Annotated in this window: 13 protein-coding genes and 1 pseudogene; 7 read left to right on the forward strand and 7 right to left on the reverse strand. The window is 71.9% G+C overall.

Going from position 1 to position 12,669, the window contains the following annotated elements; all coding sequences use genetic code 11:
* Nucleotides 1-2 precede the first annotated feature (2 nt).
* Nucleotides 3-833, reverse strand: a complete 831-nt coding sequence (gene tsf, locus Acy02nite_RS26880; RefSeq protein WP_203745380.1) for a translation elongation factor Ts — start codon at nt 831-833, stop codon at nt 3-5.
* Between the two features lie 75 nt (nt 834-908).
* Nucleotides 909-1,844: a 30S ribosomal protein S2 gene (gene rpsB, locus Acy02nite_RS26885; protein ID WP_203745382.1), complete on the reverse strand. Its 936-nt coding sequence runs from the start codon at nt 1,842-1,844 to the stop codon at nt 909-911.
* A gap of 474 nt (nt 1,845-2,318) precedes the next feature.
* On the opposite strand from rpsB, the gene Acy02nite_RS26890 reads away from it, so the two are divergent.
* The 3 genes and pseudogenes from Acy02nite_RS26890 to dprA all read left to right on the forward strand — a co-directional run bounded on the left by Acy02nite_RS26890 (nt 2,319) and on the right by dprA (nt 5,625).
* Nucleotides 2,319-2,678, forward strand: a complete 360-nt coding sequence (locus Acy02nite_RS26890; protein ID WP_203745384.1) for a YraN family protein — start codon at nt 2,319-2,321, stop codon at nt 2,676-2,678.
* Nucleotides 2,678-4,189, forward strand: a pseudogene (locus Acy02nite_RS26895) (YifB family Mg chelatase-like AAA ATPase); the annotation flags it as partial. The gene Acy02nite_RS26890 and the pseudogene Acy02nite_RS26895, both read left to right, overlap by 1 nt.
* Nucleotides 4,190-4,419: 230 nt before the next feature.
* On the forward strand, nt 4,420-5,625 hold the full coding sequence (gene dprA, locus Acy02nite_RS26900) for a DNA-processing protein DprA (RefSeq protein ID WP_203745391.1): 1,206 nt from the start codon (nt 4,420-4,422) through the stop codon (nt 5,623-5,625).
* 206 nt (nt 5,626-5,831) lie between these two features.
* On the opposite strand, the gene Acy02nite_RS26905 is transcribed toward dprA, so the two are convergent.
* Complete coding sequence (locus Acy02nite_RS26905; protein ID WP_203745562.1) at nt 5,832-6,017, reverse strand: DNA-binding protein; 186 nt, start codon at nt 6,015-6,017, stop codon at nt 5,832-5,834.
* Between the two features lie 778 nt (nt 6,018-6,795).
* Here Acy02nite_RS26905 and Acy02nite_RS26910 point away from each other — a divergent pair.
* The 4 genes from Acy02nite_RS26910 (at nt 6,796) to Acy02nite_RS26925 (ending at nt 10,371) form a co-directional block, all read left to right on the forward strand.
* Nucleotides 6,796-7,053 (forward strand): hypothetical protein, encoded by a 258-nt coding sequence (locus Acy02nite_RS26910; RefSeq protein ID WP_203745393.1) that lies wholly within the window; start codon nt 6,796-6,798, stop codon nt 7,051-7,053.
* A 259-nt stretch (nt 7,054-7,312) separates the two neighbouring features.
* Nucleotides 7,313-7,717: a winged helix-turn-helix domain-containing protein gene (locus Acy02nite_RS26915; RefSeq protein ID WP_203745395.1), complete on the forward strand. Its 405-nt coding sequence runs from the start codon at nt 7,313-7,315 to the stop codon at nt 7,715-7,717.
* 290 nt (nt 7,718-8,007) lie between these two features.
* Entirely contained in the window at nt 8,008-9,165 is a 1,158-nt protein-coding gene (locus tag Acy02nite_RS26920; protein WP_203745397.1) for a tyrosine recombinase XerC, read from the forward strand.
* Between the two features lie 21 nt (nt 9,166-9,186).
* Nucleotides 9,187-10,371, forward strand: a complete 1,185-nt coding sequence (locus tag Acy02nite_RS26925; RefSeq protein ID WP_203745399.1) for an aminotransferase class V-fold PLP-dependent enzyme — start codon at nt 9,187-9,189, stop codon at nt 10,369-10,371.
* On the opposite strand, the gene Acy02nite_RS26930 is transcribed toward Acy02nite_RS26925, so the two are convergent.
* The 4 genes from Acy02nite_RS26930 to Acy02nite_RS26945 form a co-directional block, all read right to left on the reverse strand.
* A complete protein-coding gene (locus Acy02nite_RS26930; RefSeq protein WP_203745401.1) occupies nt 10,339-10,821 on the reverse strand; it encodes a murein hydrolase activator EnvC family protein in 483 nt (160 codons plus the stop codon). The genes Acy02nite_RS26925 and Acy02nite_RS26930 overlap by 33 nt on opposite strands.
* 73 nt (nt 10,822-10,894) lie before the next feature.
* Nucleotides 10,895-11,218: a DUF2469 domain-containing protein gene (locus tag Acy02nite_RS26935; protein WP_043532656.1), complete on the reverse strand. Its 324-nt coding sequence runs from the start codon at nt 11,216-11,218 to the stop codon at nt 10,895-10,897.
* The gene (locus Acy02nite_RS26940) at nt 11,215-12,054 is read right to left on the reverse strand and encodes a ribonuclease HII (RefSeq protein WP_203745403.1); all 840 of its coding nucleotides are present in this window, start codon (nt 12,052-12,054) and stop codon (nt 11,215-11,217) included. The genes Acy02nite_RS26935 and Acy02nite_RS26940 overlap by 4 nt, the downstream gene beginning before the upstream one ends.
* Nucleotides 12,054-12,665: an NUDIX hydrolase gene (locus Acy02nite_RS26945; protein WP_239175238.1), complete on the reverse strand. Its 612-nt coding sequence runs from the start codon at nt 12,663-12,665 to the stop codon at nt 12,054-12,056. Before Acy02nite_RS26945 ends, Acy02nite_RS26940 begins: the two co-directional genes overlap by 1 nt.
* Nucleotides 12,666-12,669 lie beyond the last annotated feature (4 nt).

Consider the following 12,669-nt stretch of genomic DNA (forward strand, 5'->3'; position numbering starts at 1 on the left):
CCTTACTCCTGGCCGACCTCGAACCGGACGAACTTGGTGAGCTCGATCCCGGCCTCGGTGGCGATCTGCTTGACGGTCTTCTTGTTGTCGACGACCGAAGCCTGCTCCAGCAGGACGAAGTCCTTGAAGAAGGAGTTCACCCGGCCTTCGACGATCTTGGTGATCGCCTGCTCGGGCTTGCCCTCCTCGCGAGCGGTCTGCTCGGCGATCCGGCGCTCCGACTCGACGACCTCGGCCGGGACTTCCTCGCGGGTCAGGTACTTCGGCCGCATCGCGGTGATCTGCATGCCGATGCCGCGGGCGTCCGAGTCGGCCGCCTCGTCGTCCTTGCCGGTGTACTGCACCAGGACGCCGACCTGCGGCGGCAGGTCCTGCGCCTTGCGGTGCAGGTAGACCGCGACGGTGCCGTCAACGATCGTGAAGCGGTTCAGGACGATCTTCTCACCGATCTTCGCGGCGTAGTCCTGAACCAGGTCGGCGACGGTCTTGCCGTCCTCGATCGTGGCGGCGAGCAGCGCGGCGGCGTCGGCGATGTTGTTCTTCTCGCCGAACTCCACCAGGCGCTGGCCCAGCGCGACGAAGTCGGGGGTCTTGGCGACGAAGTCGGTCTCGCAGTTCAGCTCGAGCAGAGCGTTGCCCGAGTGGCTGACGATGCCGTTGGCGGCGGTGCGGCTGGCCCGCTTGCCGACGTCCTTCGCACCCTTGATGCGCAGGAACTCGACGGCCTTCTCGAAGTCGCCGTCGGACTCCTCCAGGGCCTTCTTGCAGTCCATCATGCCGGCACCGGTGAGTTCGCGGAGCTTCTTCACGTCCGCGGCGGTGTAGTTAGCCATGACTCTTCTCTCGATGTCAGTCGGGAAAACGGCCGCCGCCTGGTCACAGCGGCGGCCGGAAGCACGTCGGTCGACTTACTCGGCGGGGACGGCAGCGACCGGCTCGGCAGCAGCCGGCTCAGCAGCGGCAGCAGCCGGCTCAGCAGCGGCAGCGGCCGGCTCAGCGGCAGCGGCGGCCGGCTCAGCGGCGGCGGCCGGAGCAGCCTCGTCGGTCTTCTTGTCGGCGCCCTCGTAGAGGTCGCGCTCCCACTCGGGCAGCGGCTCACCGGCGGCGACGGTGCCCGCCTCCGGCTTGGCGTCCGCGTCACCACGGTTGCGGCCGGAACGGGCGATCAAGCCGTCGGCGACGGCGGCGGCGATCACCTTGGTCAGCAGCTCGGCGGAGCGGATCGCGTCGTCGTTGCCCGGGATCGGGAAGTCGACCTCGTCCGGGTCACAGTTGGTGTCCAGCACCGCGATGACCGGGATGTTGAGCTTCCGCGCCTCGTCGACCGCGATGTGCTCCTTCTTGGTGTCCACGACCCAGATCGCCGACGGCGTCTTGGTCATGTCCCGAAGGCCACCGAGGGTCTTGGTGAGCTTGGTCTTCTCACGGTAGAGCTGGAGGGTCTCCTTCTTGGTGTAACCCGCGGCCGTGCCGGTCAGGTCACCCAGAGCCTCGAGCTCCTTCATGCGCTGCAGACGCTTGTACACCGTCTGGAAGTTGGTCAGCATGCCGCCGAGCCAACGGTGGTTCACGTACGGCTGACCGACCCGCGTCGCCTGCTCGGCGATGGCCTCCTGCGCCTGCTTCTTGGTGCCGACGAAGAGGATGTGGCCACCCTCGGCGACGGTGTCGCGGACGTAGGCGTACGCCTTCTCGATGTACTCGAGGGTCTGGCGCAGGTCGATGATGTAGATCCCGTTGCGCTCCGTCATGATGAATCGCTTCATCTTCGGATTCCAGCGACGGGTCTGGTGCCCGAAGTGGACACCGCTCTCCAGCAGCTGGCGCATGGTCACGACGGCCATGGTGGTACTCCCTGATCTTCCCTGGTTGTCACGCCCATCAACGATGAGCGTCCTGGTGCCTGGTCGCCGGCCACAGTCGGACCCGAAAGATCATCGGGACCAGGGAGGGCCGTCGCCGCCGGCCGACGCGCCAGGAGCAGCGGTCGGAACGGTCGGAGGGCACGCGAGGTCGACCGCCTGGGCGGTCGCCGGGACCAAGCATACGCCAACCTGTTTCCCACCCGAGCCACGGCCCTTTTCCGGGCCACCGCCGGTCGGCCGCGGACAAGCAAGATCACACCGATTGCGGCGTACGCCGTGGGAGCCCGCGTCGGCAGCGCCGAGGTGAACGTCACTTCCGTCACGCGCCGGCAGCAGGTGCCTCCTTCGACCCCGCCGTAGCACACCCGACCGGCGTCTGACGGATATCCACAGCGACGCTCTGTCCACAGGCAGGGACGCTCCGAGCTGCCGTTCCTGCCACCGTCCGGCGGCATGACGACTCAGCGGCAGGCGATCGGGGCGTACGGCGAACGACTCGCCGCCCGGCATCTGGAGGAGCGCGGCCTGGTGATCCTGGCCCGCAACTGGCGGTGTTCCGACGGGGAGGTCGACCTGATCCTGCGGGACGGCGACTGTGTGGTGTTCTGCGAGGTGAAGACGCGGCGGACGGCGACATTCGGGCCGCCGGCCGGCGCGATCGACGCCCGCAAGGTGCGGAAACTGCGCGGGCTGGCGGTGCGCTGGCTGACCGAGACCGGCACACGCGCGCCACAGGTCCGCTTCGACGTGGTGGAAGTGTTCCCGCAGCCGCGGGGCGCCAGCCGGGTCGTGCACCTCCGGGCGGCGTTCTGATGAGCTACGCGCGAGTGCTCTGCGTCGGCCTGGTCGGGGTCGCCGGCCGCCTGGTCGAGGTGGAGGCCGACCTCTCCCCGGGCCTGCCCGCCGTGGTGCTGACCGGCCTGCCGGACGCCGCCCTCCAGCAGGCCCGCGACCGGGTCCGCGCCGCGGTGGTGAACAGTGGGTGCGAGTGGCCGCCCGGGCGGATCACCGTCAACCTGCTCCCGGCCGCCCTGCCCAAGCACGGCAGCGGCTTCGACCTGGCGATCGCCGCGGCGCTGCTGACCGGCGCCGGTGCCCTGCCGGCCGGGCCGCTGGACGGCGTGGTCCTGCTCGGCGAGCTCGGCCTGGACGGGACGGTCCGCCCGGTCCGCGGCGTGCTCCCGATGGTGGCGGCCGCCGCCCAGGCCGGCATCACCCGGGTGATCGTGCCGCTGCCCAACGCCCGCGAGGCGACCGTGGTGCCTGGCGTCACCGTGCGCGCGGTCGACTCGCTGCGGCGCCTGGTCGGTTTCGTCCGCGGCGACGACCGGCTGCTCGATCCCCCACCGGAGTCCCCGGCACCGGCCGTCACCGGGCCCGACCTGGCCGACGTCGCCGGTCAGCAGTTCGGCCGCTACGCCTTGGAGATCGCCGCGGCCGGCGGCCACCACCTCGCCCTGCTGGGCCCGCCCGGGGCCGGCAAGACCATGCTGGCCGAGCGGCTCCCGTCGATCCTGCCGGTGCTCGACGACGAGGCCGCGCTGGAGGTGACCGCGCTGCAGTCGATCGCCGGGGTGCTCCCGCCGGGAAGCGGTCTGATCCGCCGCCCGCCCTATCAGGCGCCGCACCACAGCTCGAGCATGGCGGCGCTGATCGGTGGAGGCAGCGGCCTGGCCCGGCCCGGGGCGCTCTCCCTCGCCCACCGGGGCGTGCTGTTCCTCGACGAGGCCCCGGAGATCCCGCGGACCACGTTGCAGGCGTTACGGCAACCGCTGGAGAGCGGGCGGGTGGTGCTGGCCCGAGCGCGCGGAACCACCGAGTACCCGGCGCGGGCGCAGCTCGTCCTGGCCGCGAACCCCTGCCCGTGCGCCACCACCGATCAACGCTGCACCTGCAGCCCGCAGGTCCGGCGGCGGTACATCGGCCGGCTCTCCGGCCCGCTGCTCGACCGGGTGGACATCCGCATCGACCTGCTGCCGATGCGATCCGCGCAGCTGATGACGGCGGGCGGACCGGCCGAGTCGTCGATGGCGGTGGCGGCCCGCGTCCTCCGCGCACGTGTCGCGGCGGTGCACCGGTGGGCCGCCCGGGGCGACTGGCGGATCAACGCCGACGTGCCGGGGCCACAACTGCGGCAACCGCCCTGGCTCCTGCCCGCACGGGACACCGTCGCGCTGCGGACCGCGCTGGATCGGGGCACCGTCTCGGCCCGGGGATTCGATCGGGTGCTCCGGCTCGCCTGGACCATCGCGGATCTGGACGGGCGCGACCGGCCCGGCGGCGACGACGTGGCGGAAGCCCTGCAGCTGCGAACGGGGAACGCCGGTCCAGCGCCGATGGCTGCCGCCCGTCGGCCGCACCTCACCGCTGGGCGATCGGACCGGCCTCTTCCCGAGGCCGATTCGTCCCCGCTCGCCTCCCTCCCCGCCGGCGATCCGGTGCCCGGTCACGGCATCCCGCCTCTGGCCGGCAGCCCACCGTCCCCGCCGGTCGGCGAGGACCCGTCACCGACCGGCGCGACGTCCCTGTTCGCCGACGAGTCGGTGGTGCGGCGATGAACGAGCCGGGCAGTCACGCCGACCGGATGGCCCGCGCCGCGCTCACCTGGCTGGCCGAGCCGGGGAACCGGGCGGTCTGGACGCTGGTCCAGCAGGCCGGGGCGCCGGCCGCGCTGGACAGGCTGCTCGCCGGGGACGTGCCGGACCGGTGGCTGCGGTCCGCGATCTCCGCCCGGAGCGCGGCCGGGGACGCACGGGAGGTCGCTGCGGAAGCGATGCGCCTCGCGGAGGAGGCCGGTGCCCGGCTGGTCGTGCCCGCCGACGCGGAGTGGCCCGCCCGGGTCGACACCCTGGCAGCGCTGGAGATCGACAGTGGCATGCGGGTCAACCGCGACACCCGGCCGCCACTCTGCTTCTGGGTACGGGGAGACCTGCCGCTCGGCCCCACGCTGGAACGGTCGGTGGCGATCGTCGGAGCCCGGGCGTCGACCGGATACGGCACGCACGTGACGAACGAGCTGGCGTACGGGCTCGCCGAGCGGGGCTGGACGGTGGTGTCCGGCGGCGCGTACGGGATCGACGCGGCAGCCCACCGGGCCACGCTCGCCGCGAACGGCGCAACGGTGTCGGTGCTGGCGTGCGGGGTGGATCGGCCGTACCCGGTCACGAACTCGGAGATGTTCGCCCAGATCGCCGAACGGGGCCTGCTGATCAGCGAATGGCCACCCGGCGCCGAGCCGCTGAGGCACCGCTTCCTGATCCGGAACCGGGTGATCGCGGCCGCCACCGCGGGCACCGTCGTGGTGGAGGCGGCCGCGCGCAGCGGTGCCACCCAGACGATGAGCCGGGTGCTCGCCCTGAACCGGCCCGGGATGGTGGTGCCGGGACCGGTGACCTCGGCCATGTCGGTCGGCTGCCACGAGCTGTTGCGCAAGTATCCGACCGCCCGGCTGGTCACCTCGGTCGCCGACGTGCTGGAGGAGGTCGGCCTGATCGGGGAGTACCTGGAGCCGGAGCCACGCGGACGCGAGCACGCCCGGGACCGGCTGGACGAGCAGTCGGCGCTGATCCTGGAGGCTCTCCCCCGGCGCGGCACGGTCACCCCGGAGGATCTCGCGGCGGCGGCCCGGCTGGAGCTGCGTACCGTCCTGCGGCGCCTGTCCCTGCTGGAGGCCGCCGGTCTGGTGCTGCGGACCGAGACCGGGATCATGCTCACGCCCCGAGGCGGTCAGCCCCCTGGAAACCGTCACTCGAACGGGTGAACGCTGCCGCGCGCCTCAGTCGCCGAGAACCCGGCAAAGTGGACTGTCTGCAATGGATCCTCGCCTTCCCGGCACGGATCTTGAGCACGGCGCTGACCACGGTTTCCGCCGCGATTTACTGCGGAAACTTTGTACGTGCGACGGACGGCCGCTCCCGCGACGGGCGGCCCGGCCCAGCGGGTGGGCGCAGGCCGCCGCAGAAGCGATCAGTCTTCGGATTCATCCAGGTCACGGCGGTGGACCTTCATCCACGCCTCGACGTCCTCGGTCTGCCACACCTTGCCCTGAGCCAGGTCCGCGACCGGCTTGGGAAAGTCCGCGCGGCTGGTGATCTGGTACGCCCTCTGACGGCTCACACCGCCCAGGCGGATACGGATCTCGTGTGCGCCCATGAGGCGGATCGGCTTCACTCCCACATGATCGACCGTAGGCGCGGGACTATTAGGCGTACGGCAGGTTGGCGGAAGACAGCTAGTCGCGGGTCCTCTAGGATCGTCGCCATGACTAGATGTCGCCCGACAAGTGAACAGGTGCCTTTCTCCCCTCGTCACCGCCGCGACTGGCGCACACTGTGGCGCCGTTGCCGGTGCGGGTTGCCGGCCCCGTGCGTGGACCGGCTGGTGCCGGCGCCGGCCATGCCCTACCCGCCGCGCGGCGCCATTCCGGAGTGCACGGATCCGCCCGCGCATTCCGACAAAGCCCCTCCTGGTCCGCAAAAGCCGCGGATAGCCGTGGTTCCCCAGCAGCGCCGGGCCCCTACCCGGTCCCACTCCCCTGACGCTGCCGGAGAACCGCAGGCCGGCGGAGGAGGCGATTCCGCTCGAGCAGAGGGCCGCACGTCGGCAACAGACGGCGACGGGCCGGAGGAGTCCGACGATCAGGCGAGCCCGAACAGCGCCCGGCTGGACGGCATTCAGCCGGGCACGGCGGCCGGGCGCCCGGCGGGCCGCGCCGCGGTGCCCCGGCCCCGGCATTGGGAGGCGAACGTGGGCCGCGCCGGGAACCTGACGCCAGGGCAGTGGCATCGGGCGGTCTGCAACGACCCGTTCAAGAACCATCTGCATCGACGGCGGGACCAGCGCTGAGCGGGCACATCGGCGAAGAAGGGCGGCGCACCGAGCGGAAATCGTCCTCCGGCGCCATCGCGGGCCGGATTCGGGGGGAACAGCGTTGACCACCACACAAGGAACCGAACACCTGCACGAGCGGCCGAACTGGAACTGCCGCGTCTGCGGCCGGCCCTGGCCGTGCCCCACCGCACAGACAAGACTCCTGTACGAGTACCGCGCGTTTCCGTCGCTGCTGCGGATCTACCTGTCCGCGCAGATGTACGAGGCACTCCAGGACATGGTCATCGAGGGCGAGAAGCCACTGAACCTCTACGACCGGTTCCTCGCGTGGGTCCGATTCGACCCACCACGCCACTGAATGACCGCCGTCGAGAACCAACTCGCGCCGAACAAGCGAACGGCGAGCAGCGAGCGGCGGACGGCGGACGGCGGACGGGCGACGGGCGACGGGCGACGGGCGACAGTCGCGCCCAGCAGTCAGTGACCGACCTGGCAAAACCGTCGCCCGCCCTTCCGTCCCGGCCGTTTTCGTCCCTCCGGGGCGGCGTCTCCATCATAGTTATATTGGTCTGTAGGTACAACGTGACGGAGGATCGTGATCACGTAAAATAGTGGCCATGATCGATCATTCGGCGGATCGGGCGGTCTTCAGGCAGCTTGCTGACCTGCTGCGGGATCGCATTCAGTCCGGCGAGCTGGGTCCTGGCGAGCCGCTGCCCAGTGAGCTGCGCCTCGCTCAGGATCACGGTCTCAGTCGCACCACCGTGCGTCAGGCGATCGGCCAGTTGCGCACCGAGGGGCTGGTCACTGTCGACCGCCCCCGCGGGACGTTCGTCCGCGTGCCGGAGCCGGTCCAGGTCGTCACGCTGGCCCGAGGCGAACACGTCGGCGCCCGCATGCCGACCGACGCCGAGCGCCGCAAACATCGCCTCGGCGAGGGCGTGCCGGTGCTGGTCGTGACCACCCCCGAGGGCACCGAGACGGTCCACCCCGCCGACCGCGTCCAGCTGACCCGCCCCTGACACCGCACAGGACCGACCGGCCGACGAGCCGGCAACCGCTGCCGACCGGACGCCGATCGACCCGTGACCGCATGTGACTGGCTCGGCGACCCCGGCCGGATGGGCACCGCTCGTCCAGTGACCGCCTCCGACCCGCTCGGCGAACCCAACCGGACGGGCGGCCCACGGCCCGCGACCGCACCCGACCGGCTCGGCGCGCGACGACCGGGCCGGCCGCTGAGGAACAGCCCGCCGTGGCATGAGGCGACCATAGGGGCCGGGTACGACAAGAAACCGGCACACTGAACACCGTGGACGCCTATCGACGACGGCCCCGGCCGAAGCGCGTGACCGAGCTGCACGAAGCGCTGCCGCCGGAGCTGCGGGAAGCCGTCGACCGGTTCGGGCATCACCTGGCGGTCGTCGAGGATCGATCCGAGCACACCGTGCGGGCGTACCTGGGTGACGTGGTCTCGCTCCTCTCGCACGCCGCCGACCAGGGCTGCACGACGGTGGCGGATCTCGACATCACGGCCCTGCGCGGGTGGCTGGCAGCGCGGCTGGGTGAGGGCGCCGCCCGTACGTCGCAAGCCCGCCGCGCCGCAGCGGCCCGGACCTTCACCGCGTGGTCTCACCGGGTCGGTCTGTCCCCGGCCGACGCCGGCGCCGGGCTGGCCAGTCCCCGGGCGCACCGCGACCTCCCGCATGTCCTTCGCCTCGAACAGGCGACCGCCCTGGTCACGGCCCCGGGCAGCCACGGGGGCGCCGCCACCGAAAAGGCGGACGAGCCGGAGCGGGCGGACGAGCCGGAACAGACAGCCGAGTCCGGGAGCAAGAACGGTGATCTGATCGCCATCCGGGATCGAGCGGTATTGGAGCTGCTCTACGCGACCGGAATCCGCGTCAGCGAGCTCTGCGACCTCGACACGTCCGATATCGATCACGCCCGGCAGGTGGTCCGGGTCTTCGGCAAGGGCGGCAAGGAGCGCGCGGTCCCCTACGGCCATCCAGCCCGCGACGCCCTCGACGCCTGGCTACGCCTGGGCCGCCCCGCGCTCACCGAAGCCGCCCGCCCAGGACAGGACGCCGCCCACGCAGCACAGCCGGCCACCCGCCCGGGACAGCCGGCCGCCCGCCCGGGCAGAAACGCGGCAGGAGCACGCAAGACCGGCCCCGCAGGACGGAAGACCGGCGCCGACGCCCTGTTCCTGGGCATCAAGGGCGGCCGTCTCCAGCCCACCGTCGTCCGCCGGGTGGTCTCCGCCGCCGCCCGGTCCGCCGGCCTGCCCCACACCAAACCCCACGACCTGCGTCACTCCGCCGCCACCCATCTGCTCGACGGCGGCGCCGACCTGCGCGCCGTCCAGGAGTTGCTGGGCCACAGCTCGCTGTCGAGCACGCAGATCTACACCCATGTCTCCACCGAGCGGCTGCGCGCCGCCTTCCGTCAAGCTCATCCGCGAGCCTGAGACACCGTACGATCGGAAACCATGAGCGCCGAAGATCCACCGCAGCCCATCCCCGGCGCCCGTCTCCTGTTCTCGCTGGATCCGGCGGTGTCGTACCTCAACCATGGCTCGTTCGGCGCGCTCCCGATCAGCGTGCAGCGCGCCCAGCAGCGGCTGCGCGACGAGATGGACCTGAATCCGATGCGTTTCTTCGGCGTCGGCCTGCTGGACCGGATCGTCCACACCCGACGGCATCTGGCCGCGTTCCTCGGCGCCGACCCGGACGGCAGCGCGCTGACCACGAACACCACCGCCGCGGTCAGCCTGGTGCTGCAGTCGGCCGGGCTGGGCCCGTCCGACGAGGTGCTGCTCACCGATCACACCTATGGCGCGGTCGCGATGGCGGTGCGGCGCGAGTGCCGGCGGACGGGCGCGACCGCGCGGACGGTCGCGGTGCCGCTGGGCGCCTCCGGGCCGGAGATCATCTCCCGGGTACGGACCGCGCTCCGCCCCGGCCGCACGAAACTTCTGATCATCGACCAGTTGACGTCGGCCACCGCCACGCTCCTGCCGGTTCGCGAGATCGCGGCGGCGGCCCGTTCCCAGGGCATCCCGGTCTTCGTCGACGGTGCGCACGTGCCGGGCATGCTGCCGGTGAACGTCGCCGAGATCGGTGCGGATTTCTGGGTGGGCAACCTGCACAAGTGGGCGTGGGCCCCGCGCGGCACGTCGCTGCTGGCGGTGGCGCCGGAGTGGCGCCGGCGGATCGATCCGCTGGTCGTCTCGTGGGAGCACGATCAGGGCTTTCCGCTGTCGGTGGAGTTCCAGGGGACGCTCGACTACTCCCCCTGGCTGGCGGCGCCGGCCGGTGCCTTCGCGATGCGCACGCTGGGGCTGGAGGCGATCCGCGAGCACAACGTCGCACTGGCCGCCTACGGTCAGCGGGTGCTCGGTGCGGCGCTCGGCCTGACCCCGGCGGAGTTGCCGGAGCCCGGGCCGGGTGTCTCGATGCGGATCGTCCCGCTCCCGCCGGGCCTGGCCACCACCATTCCGGAGGCGCACGCGCTGCGTCAGCACATCGCCGACAAGCTGGCCGTCGAGACGCACGTGAACGCGTGGGGCGGTCGTGGCCTGCTCCGGTTGAGCGCGCAGATCTACAACCGTCCCGAGGAGTACGACCGCCTCGCCGAGCGGCTACCCGCCCTGCTGAACGCCTGGCATTGGTAGGAGCCGGACCCGGCCGAGCCCGAGCAGGGCGAGCGGATCCAGATAGTCCTTCCCGCGCCGGACACCCCAGTGCAGGCACGCGTCGACGGGACAACCGGCGTGTCCCGGCTCCAGAACCCCCAGGGGCTCGCCCGTGGCCACCACGTCACCCACCGCCGCGGAGGCCGTGACGGGCTCATAGGTGCTGCGCAACCCGCCCGGATGAGCGACGCTGACCACCCCGCGCCCGGCGACCAGCCCCGCGAAGACCACCGTCCCGCTGCCGGCGGCCCGGACCGTGAGCCCGGGAGCACCACCGAGGTCCACGCCGCGGTGCCCGGGAAGCCAGGGCTCCGGCGGCGCGTCGAACCGCCGGGTCACCTGGGGCGGCGCCAGCGGCCACCCGAAGCTGCCGGCAACCGGGGCCGGGACCGGGACGGCGGCCAGCAGGAACACCCAGAAGAAAAACATGCGGGCGAGTCTGACCGGCCCTCAGCCGACCGGCGACCCGCCCTGTGCACAACCCCGCGGTGTGGATAACCCGTCAGCCGCCGAAGTTGGCGTCATCCGGCAGTGAGATGTCCGGTTTCTCCAGCTCCTCGACGTTCACGTCCTTGAACGTCATCACCCGCACATTCTTGACGAACCGGGCCGGACGGTACATGTCCCAGACCCAGGCGTCGTGCATCTCGACCTCGAAATACACCTCGCCGTCGGAGTTGCGCACGTGCAGGTCCACCTGGTTGGCCAGGTAGAACCGGCGCTCGGTCTCCACGACGTAGGAGAACTGGCGGACGATGTCGCGGTACTCCCGGTAGAGCTGCAGCTCCATCTCGGTCTCGTACTTCTCGAGATCCTCTGCGCTCATCGTGTCTCGCCCTCCATGGCCTCATCTTCCCCCACCGACGGCGACGGCTGAGGCTGCTCGCCCGACGCCACGCCGACGGTACCCTCAGCCGCGACCGGAAGCAGCAGCGGCTCGGTAACGGATACGTCGAACAGGGACGGCACCGGCGCCGGGGCGGCCGGCCTGCGAGCACGCGGCGGAACGTTCCCGCGGCCCGAGGCGGCGGCCACGTTCACGTAGGAGAACCGGTGCTCGACGCAGGGCCCGTGCCGGAGCAGCGCGGCGCTGTGCTCGTCCGTTATGTAACCCTTGTGCACGGCAAACCCGTACTCCGGGAACTGGTCGTGCAGCTCGACCATCAGCCGGTCCCGGGTGACCTTGGCGAGCACGCTGGCCGCCGCGACGCAGGCCGCCACCCGGTCGCCCTTCCAGACCGCGAGGCCGGGCACCCCCAGCCCGTCCACCGGGAAGCCGTCGGTCAGCACATACTCCGGGCGGACGGTGAGCGAGGCGAGCGCCCGCCGCATCGCCGCCAGGTTGCAGACGTGGAGGCCGCGCGCGTCCACCTCGGCCGGCGGGACGATCATCACGGACCAGGCCAGCGCGCGGTCGACGACCTCCGCATACACCCGCTCGCGCGCGGCGGCCGTCAGCAGCTTCGAGTCGGCCAGCCCGGGGACCTCGCCACGCTTGCCGGCGGGCAGGATCGCCGCGGCGGCGACCAGCGGCCCGGCGCACGCTCCCCGGCCGGCCTCGTCGGCGCCGGCCACGTGCTCGAAGCCCCGCCGCTGGAGCGCCTGCTCCAGGGCGTAGAGCCCGGCCTCCCGGCGGACCACGGTGCGCGGTGGCGCCAACATCAAAGACCCTTTTCCCGTACGCGATCAGCCGCCCCTGGCAGCGAAGATGCCTCCACCTGAGTGGGAGCCGCCGCCGGAGCGCCCGCCGCGGAAGAAGCCTGCGAGCCCGCCGCAAGAGAGGCCGGAGTGCCCGCCGCGGGGGAAGCCCCGTCGACCTGCGACCGCAGCAGCCCAGCCAGGCCGACCGGGTAGATCAGCTCGTCGGTGCCTTCCAGCTCGGACGCCGACCACCACCGGTGCTCGATGATGGTGAGCTGCTCCTCCTCGTCCATCCCGGCCGTGTCGACCTGCCAGTCGGTCACCCGGAACAGGAAGAAGTCCTGCGTCTGCGCGTAGTCCCGGCCGTTGAAGGAGAACTCGGTCAGCTCGTGGAGGATCGGCTCGCCCAGGTCGGCGGCGTCGACGCGCAGCCCGGTCTCCTCGAAGAGCTCCCGCGCGGCCGCCTGAACCGTGCTCTCGCCCGGCTCCAGCCCGCCGCCGGGGGTGAACCACCAGCGCGTCCCCGGGCGGGCCGGGTCACCGCCGTGCAGGAGCAGGGCGCGCCCGGCCCGGTCGACCAGAAGCACCCGGCCGGCGCGGCGCTCGATGGTGGGCTGGTTCGACTCGGTCACCCGT

It is taken from the genome of Actinoplanes cyaneus (assembly GCF_016862095.1).
Taxonomy (GTDB): domain Bacteria; phylum Actinomycetota; class Actinomycetes; order Mycobacteriales; family Micromonosporaceae; genus Actinoplanes; species Actinoplanes cyaneus.

Excerpts from the sequence above, each read along its gene's own strand:
- Acy02nite_RS26905 (WP_203745562.1), bottom strand. The coding sequence starts at position 6,017 with ATGGGCGCACACGAGATCCGTATCCGCCTGGGCGGTGTGAGCCGTCAG.
- Acy02nite_RS26930 (WP_203745401.1), bottom strand. The coding sequence starts at position 10,821 with ATGTTTTTCTTCTGGGTGTTCCTGCTGGCCGCCGTCCCGGTCCCGGCC.
- dprA (WP_203745391.1), top strand. The coding sequence starts at position 4,420 with ATGAACGAGCCGGGCAGTCACGCCGACCGGATGGCCCGCGCCGCGCTC.
- rpsB (WP_203745382.1), bottom strand. The coding sequence starts at position 1,844 with ATGGCCGTCGTGACCATGCGCCAGCTGCTGGAGAGCGGTGTCCACTTC.
- tsf (WP_203745380.1), bottom strand. The coding sequence starts at position 833 with ATGGCTAACTACACCGCCGCGGACGTGAAGAAGCTCCGCGAACTCACC.
- Acy02nite_RS26890 (WP_203745384.1), top strand. The coding sequence starts at position 2,319 with ATGACGACTCAGCGGCAGGCGATCGGGGCGTACGGCGAACGACTCGCC.
- Acy02nite_RS26925 (WP_203745399.1), top strand. The coding sequence starts at position 9,187 with ATGAGCGCCGAAGATCCACCGCAGCCCATCCCCGGCGCCCGTCTCCTG.
- Acy02nite_RS26915 (WP_203745395.1), top strand. The coding sequence starts at position 7,313 with ATGATCGATCATTCGGCGGATCGGGCGGTCTTCAGGCAGCTTGCTGAC.
- Acy02nite_RS26935 (WP_043532656.1), bottom strand. The coding sequence starts at position 11,218 with ATGAGCGCAGAGGATCTCGAGAAGTACGAGACCGAGATGGAGCTGCAG.
- Acy02nite_RS26940 (WP_203745403.1), bottom strand. The coding sequence starts at position 12,054 with ATGTTGGCGCCACCGCGCACCGTGGTCCGCCGGGAGGCCGGGCTCTAC.